11 protein-coding genes and 2 pseudogenes are annotated in these 13,540 nt (G+C 57.8%); 3 read left to right on the forward strand and 10 right to left on the reverse strand.

The annotated features are described in order from the left end of the window. Positions 1 to 2: 2 nt before the first annotated feature. The gene (gene nodB, locus FKV68_RS23890; RefSeq protein ID WP_180942082.1) at positions 3 to 662 is read right to left on the reverse strand and encodes a chitooligosaccharide deacetylase NodB; all 660 of its coding nucleotides are present in this window, start codon (positions 660 to 662) and stop codon (positions 3 to 5) included. Further along, positions 659 to 1,249, reverse strand: coding sequence for a NodA family N-acyltransferase (locus FKV68_RS23895; protein ID WP_180942083.1), 591 nt, complete (start codon positions 1,247 to 1,249; stop codon positions 659 to 661). The genes nodB and FKV68_RS23895 overlap by 4 nt, the downstream gene beginning before the upstream one ends. Positions 1,250 to 2,258: 1,009 nt before the next feature. On the opposite strand from FKV68_RS23895, the gene FKV68_RS23900 reads away from it, so the two are divergent. Next, the gene (locus FKV68_RS23900; RefSeq protein ID WP_180942084.1) at positions 2,259 to 2,510 is read left to right on the forward strand and encodes an acyl carrier protein; all 252 of its coding nucleotides are present in this window, start codon (positions 2,259 to 2,261) and stop codon (positions 2,508 to 2,510) included. 9 nt (positions 2,511 to 2,519) lie between these two features. Continuing rightward, positions 2,520 to 3,731, forward strand: a complete 1,212-nt coding sequence (locus tag FKV68_RS23905; protein WP_180942085.1) for a beta-ketoacyl-[acyl-carrier-protein] synthase family protein — start codon at positions 2,520 to 2,522, stop codon at positions 3,729 to 3,731. 300 nt (positions 3,732 to 4,031) lie between these two features. Here FKV68_RS23905 and FKV68_RS33870 read toward each other — a convergent pair. Then, positions 4,032 to 4,558 (reverse strand): annotated as a pseudogene (locus tag FKV68_RS33870) (GNAT family protein). A 315-nt stretch (positions 4,559 to 4,873) separates the two neighbouring features. Here FKV68_RS33870 and nodD2 (FKV68_RS23915) point away from each other — a divergent pair. After that, positions 4,874 to 5,800 carry a transcriptional regulator NodD2 gene (gene nodD2, locus FKV68_RS23915; protein ID WP_180942086.1) on the forward strand — a complete coding sequence of 309 codons (927 nt, stop codon included), beginning with the start codon at positions 4,874 to 4,876 and terminating at the stop codon, positions 5,798 to 5,800. Positions 5,801 to 5,853: 53 nt separating this feature from the next. Here nodD2 (FKV68_RS23915) and FKV68_RS23920 read toward each other — a convergent pair whose 3' ends face one another. From FKV68_RS23920 to FKV68_RS23950, 7 genes and pseudogenes are all read right to left on the reverse strand, one after another. Further along, positions 5,854 to 6,882 carry an LLM class flavin-dependent oxidoreductase gene (locus tag FKV68_RS23920; RefSeq protein ID WP_180942087.1) on the reverse strand — a complete coding sequence of 343 codons (1,029 nt, stop codon included), beginning with the start codon at positions 6,880 to 6,882 and terminating at the stop codon, positions 5,854 to 5,856. 259 nt (positions 6,883 to 7,141) lie between these two features. After that, positions 7,142 to 8,239, reverse strand: a complete 1,098-nt coding sequence (gene hisC, locus FKV68_RS23925) for a histidinol-phosphate transaminase (protein WP_180942088.1) — start codon at positions 8,237 to 8,239, stop codon at positions 7,142 to 7,144. Between the two features lie 247 nt (positions 8,240 to 8,486). Further along, positions 8,487 to 9,530: a LacI family DNA-binding transcriptional regulator gene (locus FKV68_RS23930; protein WP_180942320.1), complete on the reverse strand. Its 1,044-nt coding sequence runs from the start codon at positions 9,528 to 9,530 to the stop codon at positions 8,487 to 8,489. Between the two features lie 462 nt (positions 9,531 to 9,992). Next, positions 9,993 to 11,006, reverse strand: a complete 1,014-nt coding sequence (nodD2, locus tag FKV68_RS23935) for a transcriptional regulator NodD2 (protein ID WP_180942089.1) — start codon at positions 11,004 to 11,006, stop codon at positions 9,993 to 9,995. 200 nt (positions 11,007 to 11,206) lie between these two features. Beyond that, positions 11,207 to 11,797: a NodA family N-acyltransferase gene (locus tag FKV68_RS23940; protein WP_180942090.1), complete on the reverse strand. Its 591-nt coding sequence runs from the start codon at positions 11,795 to 11,797 to the stop codon at positions 11,207 to 11,209. A gap of 309 nt (positions 11,798 to 12,106) precedes the next feature. Continuing rightward, positions 12,107 to 12,363, reverse strand: a pseudogene (locus FKV68_RS33355) (carboxymuconolactone decarboxylase family protein); the annotation flags it as partial. Positions 12,364 to 12,631: 268 nt separating this feature from the next. Further along, positions 12,632 to 13,126, reverse strand: coding sequence for a DUF2867 domain-containing protein (locus FKV68_RS23950; protein WP_180942091.1), 495 nt, complete (start codon positions 13,124 to 13,126; stop codon positions 12,632 to 12,634). Positions 13,127 to 13,540: the final 414 nt, after the last annotated feature.

A 13,540-nucleotide genomic window follows, 5' to 3' on the forward strand; every position in this document is an offset into this window, starting at 1 on the left:
CTTCAGTGATCTTGAGGAAGCGAGCGGAATACAAAGCCGCGGCTTTGCAAGGCTGGAATTATGCTGGATAACGCCACGATGGTCTGGTAGCGCAGACCGCGGTCAGTGCCGGGTTGCAACTCGCTGGGAGGGCATCCGTCGTGCAGGAGCACAATTGCGCCCGGCTGGACAGAGTCGAGCACTTCATCGACAATGGCGTCTATCCCGGGACAGGACCAATCTCGCGGATCTACCGACCAGTGGACCGCGTTCAATCCAGCGTCCGCTGACGCCGTGAGCACTTCTTCGGTCCAGATCCCGTACGGAGCGCGGATGTGCCGCACCGAGGCTCGCGGGGACGCCATGGTGATGGCTCTGTTCGCCTCGAGTATTTCACGCTGTATTTCGCCGGGTCCGCATTTGGACAGGTCCGGATGAGTCATTGTGTGGTTAGCGACTTCATGCCCTTCGGCAATCATTCGTTGGATCTGGTTGGGCTGGTCGGCCGCGTACTGGCCGATGACGAAGAATGTCGCCGGCACCCGGTGTTCAGCCAGCACATCGAGGATTTCCGGTGTGCAAAAGGGATGAGGCCCGTCATCGAACGTCAAATAAACGCTGTGCTGACCGGCACCGTCGGTGCACACACCGCGCACTTCGGAAAAGCAATTAACGCGCGTCATAGCTCTGGTCCGTTCCGATCAATTGTCGTACCGGCGGGCCAGTCTGACATCGACTGTCCGACTGGCAGAACGATGACAAGTGCATCTTCGGTGCGCGTGGGCGGCTTGTCGAGGCGCGCCTCTGGTAGCGTGAAGCGCACGTGAATCCCCGACAAAATGGTCACCAGACCGTATCGGGCGAACCGCTCTACATGCTTGCGCAACGCGTGCCTGACGGTGCCGAAAGCGAATGGAACGCCAAGCTCCTGCAGTACTGGAAGCATGACATGGATCGAATGGGAGATTCCGAGTCCCTCAAGGTCCGGACGGACCCCGTACAACCCCAGTTCAGCCACTAATTGATCGACCTCGCCTACCTTGATGAAACGGCGCAACAAGCCCATATGGGCAGCGATACCATGAGAATCGTAGGCGATTGCACGGAGCTCGGGCCTGGCTCCGGCCCAACTTCGGCTACCCTCGAATGGTTTTGCGTTGAACGCCCCAGTAGGCCCATAGGCCTTCCGAAAGAACTCGGTGAGTTCGATATGGTCGGACAGTTGCAACTCATTTTCCCAACATAGACTCCACCGCACCTCGCAGCGCATGCAAAGCCCTCCTTGTTGTTTGCTGTTTGCTAGAGGCGCCCGATCACGCGATCGAAGCTGTGGGCGAATGGTCAATGTCAGAGACTGCAGTCAGCGGTCCGATGACATGTAATTGGAACGTTCGAAGCCTTGGTGGCACTCCGTTCCAGAGCTGATGGGCTCTCTAACCACTCCCGGTCCCTTCCTGCGCCACTTGCAAATGTGCCGTCAATGACCTTGATTTCCGTCAAGTGATGGTCTTCTAATGCAGTAGGCCGATAAATTCGTAAAATCGATTGTTTGGATAGCACACATCCACGTTATGGATGAGTGAAGGGCCTTGATCTTAATCTTCCGGTCGCGCTGGACGCTCTGACGGGCAAGCTTAACCTCACCGCGGCGGCGCGCAGCATCAACCGGCGATCAGCGCGGGCGTCGCGGTTATGCACCTGTTTTCAATATGTTGACGATGCGTGCCGTCCCCAGATCGAATACCAAAGATCCTACACCGCCGCGTATAGGATCGCGCTACCAGCCGTCGTGGATATGGTAACGTTGTTCCTCTCAAGACGCCGCTCAATCCGGCGTCCAATGTTTCGAAAGATGACAATTTGCAGAACCCCAAGAATGCCTGTGCGCATCCAACATGTGGATGTGTGGCATCCAAACAATCGATTTTACCGATGTTGCGGAAAGCTGCATGGATGAAAGCGTCAATTCTCGTGCAACAACATTTGCACCGTCACGACTAATGTTAACTGCTGACACTTACGCCAGGACATGCAACCGCTAACACAAGACAACACAGTATTCAGTGAGGTGGGGCATCCCTTCATACGCCGGACCTCACGCGAGACTCTCTGTGGATTGCGTGCGTCCACCTGGCCTTGGCTGGCCACTAAAGCAAAATGAAGACTGATCAATAGTTGCTATTGAACAAGACAGAGTTGTCCGCAACGACGGCAGACATAGAGCTAGTCCGCTCAGCTTAGTTGCGGAGGAATTGAACGATTGAATTTGGGTGAGGGCAATGGCCGATCAACTGGCAACCGAGATCATCGAAAAGATTAAAGCTCATGCGGAGACCGACAAGGAAGTTACTATTGACTCCGATCTCGGAGCTCTTGAAATCCATTCGCTGGAACTCACCGAAATCGTGTTCGATCTCGAGGTCGCTTACGGCATCGAGATCGAGATGAACACTTCAGAGGCTTGGAGCAACCTCAAGAACGTCGGCGACCTCATCGAGGCGACACGCGCCTTGATTGCAGCTAAGGATTAGCATTTCGTCATGGCCCGTTCCCGGATCGTTATAACCGGCCTCGGCGGCATCTGCGGCATGGGCGTCGGCGCGCCCTCCATCTGGGAGGCGATGCGCGCAGGCCGATCGGCGATCGGCGAGATCACCACGACACCCTTCCATGAGTCGAGAATCCGCACAGGCGCAGAGGTCAAGCAGTTGCCCGATGTCGAGTTCGACCGCAAGCGCCTGACGACGATGGACCGCTACAGTCTGCTGGCTGTTCTCGCTGCCGGCGAGGCACTGCGGCAATCCGGGCTCATCGTGGACAAAACCAACACCGATCGCATCGGCGCGGTTGTCGGCACTGCCATCTTCGGTGCGGAGACGCTGGAAGAGAACTATCGCGGGCTGTTCGTCGACGGGAAATCACGCACCAATGTCTTCGCGGTGCCTCGCGCCATGCCAGGCGCGCCGGCCAGCCAAGTCAGCATGGTCTACGGTCTGCGCGGGCCGGTATTCGGCGTCACCTCGGCCTGCTCGTCGTCAAACCACGCTTTCATATCAGCGATCGACCAACTAAGGCTCGGCAGGGCTGACGTCATGCTGGCTGGCGGCACCGATGCACCGCTCGCCTGGGGCGTGTTGAAGGCTTGGGAAGCGCTGCGCGCTGTCGCCCGCGATACCTGCCGACCGTTCTCGGCCGACCGTAACGGCCTGGTACTCGGCGAAGGTGCGGGCGTGGCTGTCCTCGAGACCTATGAGCACGCCGTGGCGCGCGGCGCTCCGATCCTCGCCGAGCTTGCCGGCACTGGGATGTCCGCAGACGCGTCCGATGTCGTCGCTCCAACCGTCGAAGGCCCGGTCGCCGCAATAAAGGCCTGCCTTGCCGATGCCGGGCTCCTTCCTGAGGACATTGACTATGTCAACGCGCACGGCACAGGCACCAAATATAACGACCGGCTCGAGACACAGGCAATCCGCCGCGTCTTCGGCAAGCACGCCGATGCCCTGTCGGTGTCCTCGACCAAGTCGATGCATGCCCACTGCATGGGGGCGTCCGGCGCCCTCGAGCTGATTGCCTGTGTGATGGCGCTCCGCGACGGGATCATTCCGCCGACTGCGAATTATCGAGAGAAGGATCCAGACTGCGATCTCGACGTGACGCCCAACATCGCCCGGCAGCGCAAGGTGCGGGCAGCGATCAGCAATGCCTTCGCCTTCGGCGGCACCAACGCCGTGGTGGCGATTACGGCAGCCTGACGGCTCCGGCGAAATAGGCGAACTGAAGCCAGAGGACATTCTGTCGCAAAATGCGAGTGCACCCCGAGAGAGTTAATTTCTGAGCTCACGCAGGCCCCGGCCCGACAGGAAGAAAGGCACAGCGATCGTCGCGAGCGCAATCATGACATAGGCGCCACGCAACCGACGCTCCGCGTCCCCGATAACAGAATTCCCAATAGCCGAAGCGTGATTGCTCGAGCTGCGTATCAGGCGGCCTGATCAACGCCAAGAAAACCGAAAGGCACGAAAATCTGTTTGAAAGTCGCGGGTATAGACGACTTAATGAATTTCACGCTTTAACTGATCAGAGCTCGGCCAAATGGGTATCAGCGGTAAGCCCGCAACAAGCATGCGAAATTCATGCCTCCATCCATTCGCTGGATTCGGCTGGTCGGCCGCATACTCGGCGATTATGAAGAATGTCTCCCGCAGCCTATGACAAGTGCATCTTCGGTGCGTGGGCGGTTTGTCGAGACGCGCGTCTGGCAGCGTGGACCCTACGCGAAGCCCCGACAAAACCGTCACTGGACTATGTCGGCCGAACCTCTCAAGATGCCGCTGCAGCGCGTGCCTGACGTGCCGAAAGCGAACGGAACGTCAAGCTCCTGCAGTGTTGGAAGCATGACCCCGATTGAGTGACTGATTCCGGGTCTTTCGAGATCCGGACGCACCCCATACAAGCCGAGTTCAGCCACCAACAGGTCAACCGCGCCAACCTTGTTGAAACGGCGCAACAGGCGCAAATGAGCCGCTACACCGCCCGAGTCATAGGCGTTTGCGCGAAGCTCAGGCCTCGCTCCGCCCAACTTCGACTACTTTCCGCTAAACTCCCCGGTCGGCCCATATGTCTTGAAGCAGGCTGCGCTATGGAGAGCCACGCTCGATTGGTACAAGTCGGACCCGGTCGCGAGCATTGCGACGCTAGCCAGTTGAGTTCGCATGGACCATGTTCCAGAGCTGATGGCTATCGAACCACCTTCAGTGTCTTCCTGCGCCACTCGCAATTTGCCGTCGATGCCCTTGATTTCTATCGATTGATATCCTTCTAATGCAGAAAGCCGATAAATCGGCAAAATCGATTGTTTGGATGGCGCGCATTCACGCCATAGATAGATGAAGACATGCGGTTCAAGGGCCTTGATCTAAATCTTCTTGTCGCGCTCGACGCTCTAATGGCCGAGCGGAACCTCACGGCAGCCGCACGCAGCATCAACCTGAGCCAACCAGCGATGAGCGCGGCCGTCGCCCGATTGCGCACCTATTTCGACGATGAGCTCTTTACGATGAATGGCCGCGAACTGATCCCAACACCGCGTGCTGAAGGGCTCGCCTCCGCGGTGCGCGAGACCCTGCTGCGCGTTCAGCTTTCGATCATTTCCTGGGATCCGTTTAACCCGGCCCAATCGGATCGTCGCTTCAGGATCATCCTTTCCGATTACGTCACACTCGTCTTTTTTGAAAGGATCGTGGAGCGTGCGGCGCGGGAAGCTCCCGCCGTCAGTTTCGAATTTCTGCCTCTTGCCGACGACTATGCGGACCTTCTCCGGCGCGGCGACATCGATCTTCTGATTCTGCCGGAAATGTTCATGTCAAACGCTCATCCTCAAGCGAAACTGTTCGACGAGGTACACGTATGTGTCGGCTGCCACTCGAACGAGCAGCTGTCAGAGCCACTTACATTCGAGAGATACATGTCGATGGGGCACGTTGCCGTCAAGTTCGGGAATACCCGACAACCCACCATCGAAGGGTGGTATTTGCGCGAGCATGGTCTCAAGAGACGTGTCGAGGTTGTCGTACAGGGCTTCAGCATGATTCCGCCCATGCTGGTGGGGACCAACCGTATAGGGACCATGCCCTTGCGGCTGGCGCAGCATTTCGCAAAAACAATGCCGCTGCGAATCGTCGAGCTCCCGCTGCCACTTCCCACGTTCACAGAGGCTGTCCAATGGCCTGCCCTTCACAATAGTGATCCGGCAAGCCTTTGGATGCGTGAGCTGTTAGTACAGGAGGCGTCCCGTATGGGTTTACCCCATGAGTTCGCGTGACGCTATACGGCATTCTCGAATAGTCGGAGCTTGGAAGTTGGCGGATTTCGTCGTTAGCCGACTGGATCCATCATTTCGGATCGAATGGTTGTTGCGGTGTAGAGCGAAGCCTCTAATGGCAAATTTCCAAATGCGAGTTGACACAGAAGATAGTTGGCGCCTGCCGCTTCGAGCTGACCAAGAAGAGCTTGTCGCACAGAAGTCGCCGTTCCCGCTACACACAATTCACTTTCAATCGCTGCATCGAAGGTCAAGGGCAGGTTTGGTGGTGTCGGGATTTCATTGAGGTCGTAGAGGAATTTGAAGCTCTTGAGCCATCGTTCGTAAGCAGGCATCGCGAGCGAACGCGCTTCTTTCTCAGAGCGTCCAACGACGACCATGCGGAGCAAACCGAGAAACGGCGCATGATCGTCTGCGTCGATGTTCCGCTCTCGATGGGCTCGGTAGGCGTCAGTTATCTTGCGGACTGTCCAGGACGGCCCAACGCACGCAATATTTGCGCCATTCGCAGCCGCCCAGCTTGCGGACTCGGGTCGATTGCTAGCGATCCATGTCGGCGGATGCGGACGCTGATGAGGCCTGAGCGTCAACGGAACGCTGTTCAGCTCAAAATACTGACCTTGATAGGATAGCGTTCCGCCTCTCATCGCATTCATAAGTATTTTGCTGGCTTCCGCATAGCGTTCCGGTGCCGCGTCGGCACCAATTCCGAAGTAACCCAATTCGATCGGGAGGGAGCCGCGCCCGAGACCCAGCTCGAGCCTGCCGCCGCTCAATTGGTCCAACATGCAGATCTCTTCAAACGCGCGCAGCGGATGGCAAAGACTAAGCAGCATTACGAGCGGGCCGACACGAAGATTGTGCGTTCGCTGTGCAACGCTCGACAGGAACAGATTTGGCGCCGGGCTTCTCCCATGAGGGGTAAAATGGTGCTCTGCGAGATGATACGCATAGAAACCGAGGCGATCACACGTCTCAGCTAACGTCAGGCGATCCGCGTATTGTCGGGCGATATCGCTGCCATTTTCGTCCAGGTGATCGAAGATGCCGATGGCGAGTTTTGAAGAAGAGGCGTTTTTCATTCAATTATCTCCAACTCTGGCGCAGAAGTTTCGGCCGCTACCCCGAGCGACCACTGGCATTGATGTCGTTCTGGTTCGAGAATGGTCTTGTTCCTCAAGTAGATATTGTCCCTCTAAGTGCGCCGGCGGCAGCGCGGTCTAGAAGCGGTCGCCGTCAACTCGTACCGCTTATACCGGCGGGAGTTTTCCTGAGCGGCTCCAGCGACAGGTGACGCCCGTTCTTCGTTCGCAGCTTTACAAAGCGGGGATGTGGGCTTGCCTAAGTTTGAAGATCATAGTCAGAAATGTCGCTGACGGCTGCGAGAAATGCATCCATTTGGGGTCTTGTACCGATGCTCACGCGGATGCAGTTTTCCAGACCATCTTCAGGGAAGGCGGCAACGAGTATCTTTCGCCTTTTCAGGGATACTTGCCACCAAGTTCCGTCTTTTCCCGAAGGCACTTGGGCCAGCAAGAAATTGGCGTGGGAGGTTGTTACAGAGAAACCAAGTTGCGACAGGGCGACGCTTACTCTCTGCCTTTCACTTTTGATATGTCTGTGGTTTTCTTCATAGGCGACACGATGGGAAAGGATGCTGATGCCAACCGCGTGGCCGATCACGTTCATGTTGAAGACGTTCTGAAGATTGCGCAGCCTTCCAATAATCTCGGGATGACCAAAACCGAAACCAACGCGAATGCCGGCGGCGGCATAGCTTTTCGAGAACGTTCTCAAGACCAGAAGGTTCGAATAGCGATCGACAAGGCGTAGCGCATTATCCGGTGCAAAGTCGACGTAAGCCTCATCCAGGACGATCAACCGGTTCGATTGTGCTACGAGGCCTTCGATATCGGCCACCGGAACAAACGTTCCGGTGGGGTTGTTCGGATTGGCTACTAGAATGAACTTCGCATCTTTGGCGGGGCCGAAAAGCAATTGCTTTGTCGGCAGCGGATAAGCTTCGCTCAACGGGACCTCAAGAAATTGAGCACCCTGCAACGTGGCGAGTTTGCGGTTAAACGAAAAACCTGGCGAAACCATCGCCACGGCGTCGCCCGGACTAAGGAAAGCCTTATAGATGAGCCCTAGCAGTTCAGACGATCCGTTGCCGGCAATCACCTGATCCCTGCAGAGGCCATAAGCTTTGGCGGCTGCTTCCCTCAAGCTGATGTTATCATCCTGCGGGTAGAGATACTGGCGTTCGAGCGCCGCAACGGCGCTTTGCATCACGGGTGGCGGCAGCGCAAATGGATTCTCATTCCTGTCGAGTTTGACACAACGAGCATCAGGCACCGGCCAAGTGGATGGCAGAGCATTTAGCTCACTCGCCTGCTGCGAAAGAGATGAAAGCACGCTCTGCAATTTTGCGTCAGGCATATATTTCTCCGTTTCAGTCTACCCGTGCGAAGCACCGCCGGTAGTTGAGTGTTAAGCGGAGGGAGTGACGCCTAACTTGGGCGTTCCTCTCTGAAGCGCGGCCGAATCTTCTCCGTCAGAGCGCCGCGTCGTAGAAGCACGCTCACGAGATCAGCCTGAAGGAGTATGGTCAACGAATTCTCTGAAACAATGATAGGATTCTATCTTTAATCTATCATGATGATAGAATTCTCAGCGCTCGCGGATCTCAGTCGGGGTATGAAATATTCTCTGGCAAGTAGATATCGAACGGCAGGTCGATTTGCCCTGAAGGATCTGCAGTTCCGGTTTCGATTACCCGCGCCATCAACGTCGTCAGCTCGCGGCAAAGCCGCCCTAACGGCGTGGCGATCGCCATCGTGATGACGCCATCTACGAGCGCCGCCCGTGAGTCCGGCGTAATCTCATTGACGATCGCGACAAGATCTCGGCTTTCGCGCCTCTCGCGTAGAGCCGCGATGGCTCCCTCCATCGCGCCACCAGGCACATAAAATCCGACGAGCTCGGGTTCATGGTGAATGAGATCGAGAGTGGCCTCATAGGTGAGCTGCCGTGTCTCAGGGCTTACGAGCGTATCGAGCACCTCGAAGGTCCGCGCGTTCTCACGGAAATACGAACGAAATCCGATTTCACGAAGCTCCTGCCCCTGGGAACGGTCACTCGCAACGAAGACCGCCACTTTGCCCGGCCGTTTTGCGGCCTTGGCCACCATCCAGGCCGCCGTCCGCCCAACCTGCCGGTTGTTGAGCCCAATATAGCCCGCGCGTGCGCCCGCAGCGAAATCGGAAAGCAGAGAGAAGACCGGGATGCCTTTTACCTTCAAATCTTCGACTGCTTCCGTGATCGTCGGGTGGTCCGGAGCGACCATGGCAATCGCATCGCAGCGTGCGCCCAAATTTTTGAGTAGCACGACCTGGTCGCCGGGTGCATTCGACGTTACGAACTCGATGGACGGTATGCCATGAAAAGATGGTGCGGCATTCACTGCCGCCTCGACTTCGCGTGCAAAGGCGGCAAAGAAGGGGTGTGCGGGCTTCCTAAGAATAAAACCCAGCCGATAGTGAGGCAGATGGCGCGGCCTCGGCGGCTCCATAAGGCGAGCGGTAGGATAACCGAGCGCGCGGGCCGCCTCGTAGACGCGCCGCGCGGTCTCTTCCCGTACCGGATGGCGGGCGTTCAAAACCCGATCGACTGTCGCAACGCTGACTCTGGATTCGCGTGCGAGATCGCCAATTGTGGGACGCTTGGTCATGGTTCTATCTGATAAATCGTCGTCGAGAAAGATGCAAAGACATGATGTAACTTGATGGATATCTATCAACCCATCCACGGCTTTGATGCTGATTACCGATGCACCGCGACAAAAAGGCGCCCGAGGGCAGACACGCAAGAAATGGAGTAAATGAGTAGAGGCGATTTCAATCAATCGTTGTGCACCACCGTTCCCCTGAAACGCCAAGCCGGGCCGCACAACTTCCCTCAGCAAGGCCTGAACGATCGCCTCCGCCGTGCCGCTCGAGCGCGGCAGTTTCGTAAGCATCTTGTCCCACCACCGCAGACAAGCTCGTTGGCCCTAAGCCGAATGTAGCCGACACCACCAACAAGCATCGCCATCAGCGCCAGTGTAGCTGCCACGCGTGAGATGGGCACGCCGCGAGCGGCGCCCTTTTATCTGCGACCGCTCTCGCGGATCATGCTGTCAGACAATGACGGATCACGCCCGCGAACTCGCCGCGGCGTTCGTCTTCGCGGGGCGACCCGGACAAACATCCCTTGGCGATCCAGGCTCGATGGGGGACTCGGCCGCGGCAAGCGGCGAAACCATACTGGACGCCTCCTGTACTAACATCTCGCGCATCCACAGGCTTGCCGGATCACTATTGTGAAGCGCGGGCCATTGAACGGCCTCGGTGAACGGAAGGTGTTGTGGCAGCGGGAGCTCGACGATACGCAGCGGCATTGTTTTTGCAAAATGCTGCGCCAGCCGTAAGGGCATGGTTCCTATGCGCTCGGTCCCCACCAGCATGGGCGGAATCATGCTGTAGCCCTGTACCACGACGTCGATACGTCTCTTGAGACCGTGCTCGACCAAATACCGTTCCTCGATGCCTAGCCTCAGGCTATCCCCGAATCTGACCACAACGTGCCCCATCGACATGTATTTCTCGAATGCAAGTGGTTCCGACAGCTGGTCGTTCGTGCGACAACCGACGCACACGTGTACATCGTCGAACAATTTCGTTCGAGGACGAGCGTTCGACATGAAGATTTCCGGCAGAATCAGTAGATCGACGTCGCCGCGCCGAAGAAGGTCCTCGTTGTCGTCGGTGGGGGGAAGAAATTCGAAGCTGACGGCGGGCGCTTCAAGCGCCGCACGCTCCACGATCCTTTCGAAAAACACGAATGTGACGTAATCGGAAAGGATGATCCTGAAACGCCGATCCGACTGAGCCGGGTTAAACGGCTCCCAGGAAATGATCGAGAGCTGAATGCGCAGCAGAGCCTCGCGTGCCGCCGGCGCGAGCCGTTCCGCACGCGGCGTGGGGATAAATTCGCGGCCAGCCATCGTAAACAGCTCATCCCGGAAATAGGTGCGTAACCGGGCGACGGCCGCGCTCATCGCTGGCTGACTGAGATTGATGCTGCGGGCCGCCGCCGTGAGGTTACGCTCGGTCATGAGGGCGTCGAGCACAACCAGGAGATTTAGATCGAGGCCCTTGAACCGCATGTCTCTTTATCCACCGTGTGGATGTATGCCAGCCGAACCATCGATCGGCTGCTTCACTGGAAGAACATACTTGTCAGAACTCACTGCCGGAATTCGCCGACCGGTGCGCTGTCGGTCCCGCCGACCGCCGGCGTTGAACGGGCGTGGCTGCGTAAGATCGCCAATAAGCGTCTGCGCTTCGGACCAGCAATAGAGATAGCTCATAGCTCTGGTCCATTCCGGTCAATCAGCCTGGCGGCGGGCCAGTCGGAGATCGGCCGTCCAACAGGCAGGACGATGACAAGTGGATCCTCGACGCGCGTGGGCGGCAGGTCGGTACGCGCGTGTGGCAGCGTGGAGCGTACGGTGATCCCGGACATCACAGTCACCAGACCGTGTCGGCCGAACCTCTCAACGTGCTTCCGCATCTCGGGCCGAACGGTACCGAAAGCGAATGGAACTTGAAACTCCTGCAGCGTTGGAAGCATGACATGGATCGAATGGGCGATCCCGAGTCCCTCAAGATCCGGACGCACCCCATACAAGCCTAGTTCAGCCACCAGCAGGTCGACTCCGTCAACCTTGATGAAACGGCGCAGTAAGCCCATGTGGGCCGCTACACCACTCGAGTCGTAGGCGATTGCACGAAGCTCAGGTCTTGCTCCGGCCCAGCTTTGACTGCCTTCGAACGGCTTTGCATTGAAGGCCCCGGTCGGTCCATAGGTCTTCCGAAAGAAGTCTGTGAGTTCAACGTGGTCGGACAGTTGCAACTCATTTTCCCAGCACAATTTCCACCGCACGTCAGCGCGCATGCAAAAAACCTCATTTTTCTGTTCAGTGGAGTGGGAGGTATCGACCTTGCGTCCAAGTTATCGCTCGCTTCTGCAAGAAGCAGTCGGACCACCGCGTAGGCGCCACCCAATTGACAGGCCCTCATGCCCGCCGATGACACGGGGGATCAGAACCTGCGATGATCCGGAGCATAACGCATCGCTAATTTGCCGTATTTCGATGAACTGACAATCTGTGTAGAATATCTGCCAACCCGCTCTCAAGGCAGGGGTCACAGTACGCGACAGCGAATGGCGGGCGCGTTCGAGATAGTACACGCCGTATAGGCTAAGCGCCGCGCCCGCATTGAGCGCGATCAGCACCCGGAGGGCCTCGGCAATCTCGTTATGCAGTGCATCGAGTTCGACCGCCTTCTTCACGTGAACGGCAATGCAGTCGTCGCATCGCGTGGTCACCGGAAAGCCTAGCGCGATAAGGTCATGCGTCTTCCGGTTCTAGAGTACCGGTCTTCGCCCCGCTGGCTTCGATCGTGTGAAGGTCGCGCAGCACGTCCCGGCTCTAGCTTGGCGAAGTCCCGCGCCCGGCCCCCCGGCGCGTCGCGACAGGCTCGTGCCGGTGATCCAGGAGGCCTGTTCGGATCAGGGGAACAGCATCGCCTCCAAAAATCGCGTTCCGTCAGGGTCGTTTCCGTGACAGAGCTGGACGGCATCCGCAACGCACTTCCTGGACTTGCCCGCTTCCGTGATGCCCGCAGCTTCCGGCCCACTACATCCCCCTCGGGTGGGGATCACATCGCCAGCGACTTCCTGTGGGATAGCGCCGCAACGGCAACTGTGTTCAATCATGATTGTACTTTACGGTTCCCGCGAAACACCATGTCCGGGTCGCTTAACTCCCGTCAGCAAGGCTGGGACGATCGCCATGTGCAAAGGTATGGCGGCGGCAAAACAAAGCCGCCCGAACGCATTCCTGCGGCGCACCAAGGTGGTCATGCCGATGACCTGGCCGTCAGCAGGGCCTTCACGAACATCCACGACAATACGAAAATGCAAGTGCCGGGCATCATAACCGACGACGGCTTCGCGATCGTCGCTGTGCAGGAGCGGAAAGGTACCGATCAGGCCTGAATGCGCCGGGTGCGCGGTTTCGCTCAGCCCGATTATGGGCGCAAGGCGGTTGTGCCATGTCACAAGACTTTGCACCCAGCCGGATGCGCTCCCAAGTGCTCGCCGCGCCGCCTCGGCCGCAGTCACCCGCTCGGCGAAGAAAAGAAGCTCGTGACGGTCGGCCCAGTCTGCTCCGGGAAGCCAAGGATTCGGCAGGCTGATGGCCACCCTTCGTGGTCTCATGAACGCTTCCTTTCGCCTTTTGCTATAGGGTCGCCGGGGCGCTCACCGCAGCGCTGAATGGCTCATGATTGCGCCGGAAGCCGGCATCAGGTAGGTGGCCGCTTGTCGCAGCCGCACGCCAATCGTCGCACGGTGCATTCACTCAAGGAGCCGCAGCGCCTTTAGGGACGACGATATTTCATCAAATCGCATGGCGTGTCGCATAAGCCCATAGAGGCGCAACCGCTTGAACGCAAAGAGCATCGGCAGACAGACTGCGCGGCTCAAACGCAAATTGGTGGCAGCTCGCGTCCCCGCATAGCGAGGCCGGCAGCCCACATGGCGTTGCGGCGACCTAGAGTCGCTCTTTTAGCGGCACTGCACGATTGTTGCGCCAAAAAGATCATTCGGTTTATGGTCGCGCAACGTTACGCA

Origin of the sequence: Sinorhizobium mexicanum (genome assembly GCF_013488225.1) — a bacterium.
In the GTDB taxonomy this organism is placed as follows: domain Bacteria; phylum Pseudomonadota; class Alphaproteobacteria; order Rhizobiales; family Rhizobiaceae; genus Sinorhizobium; species Sinorhizobium mexicanum.

What these genes read in the sequence shown, in the direction of transcription:
- nodD2 (WP_180942089.1), bottom strand. Translation starts at nt 11,006, where the DNA reads ATGCGGTTCAAGGGCCTCGATCTAAATCTCCTGGTTGTGCTCGACGCC.
- FKV68_RS23895 (WP_180942083.1), bottom strand. Translation starts at nt 1,249, where the DNA reads ATGCGCTGCGAGGTGCGGTGGAGTCTATGTTGGGAAAATGAGTTGCAA.
- FKV68_RS23905 (WP_180942085.1), top strand. Translation starts at nt 2,520, where the DNA reads ATGGCCCGTTCCCGGATCGTTATAACCGGCCTCGGCGGCATCTGCGGC.
- nodB (WP_180942082.1), bottom strand. Translation starts at nt 662, where the DNA reads ATGACGCGCGTTAATTGCTTTTCCGAAGTGCGCGGTGTGTGCACCGAC.
- FKV68_RS23940 (WP_180942090.1), bottom strand. Translation starts at nt 11,797, where the DNA reads ATGCGCGCTGACGTGCGGTGGAAATTGTGCTGGGAAAATGAGTTGCAA.
- FKV68_RS23920 (WP_180942087.1), bottom strand. Translation starts at nt 6,882, where the DNA reads ATGAAAAACGCCTCTTCTTCAAAACTCGCCATCGGCATCTTCGATCAC.
- nodD2 (WP_180942086.1), top strand. Translation starts at nt 4,874, where the DNA reads ATGCGGTTCAAGGGCCTTGATCTAAATCTTCTTGTCGCGCTCGACGCT.
- FKV68_RS23900 (WP_180942084.1), top strand. Translation starts at nt 2,259, where the DNA reads ATGGCCGATCAACTGGCAACCGAGATCATCGAAAAGATTAAAGCTCAT.
- FKV68_RS23930 (WP_180942320.1), bottom strand. Translation starts at nt 9,530, where the DNA reads ATGACCAAGCGTCCCACAATTGGCGATCTCGCACGCGAATCCAGAGTC.
- hisC (WP_180942088.1), bottom strand. Translation starts at nt 8,239, where the DNA reads ATGCCTGACGCAAAATTGCAGAGCGTGCTTTCATCTCTTTCGCAGCAG.
- FKV68_RS23950 (WP_180942091.1), bottom strand. Translation starts at nt 13,126, where the DNA reads ATGAGACCACGAAGGGTGGCCATCAGCCTGCCGAATCCTTGGCTTCCC.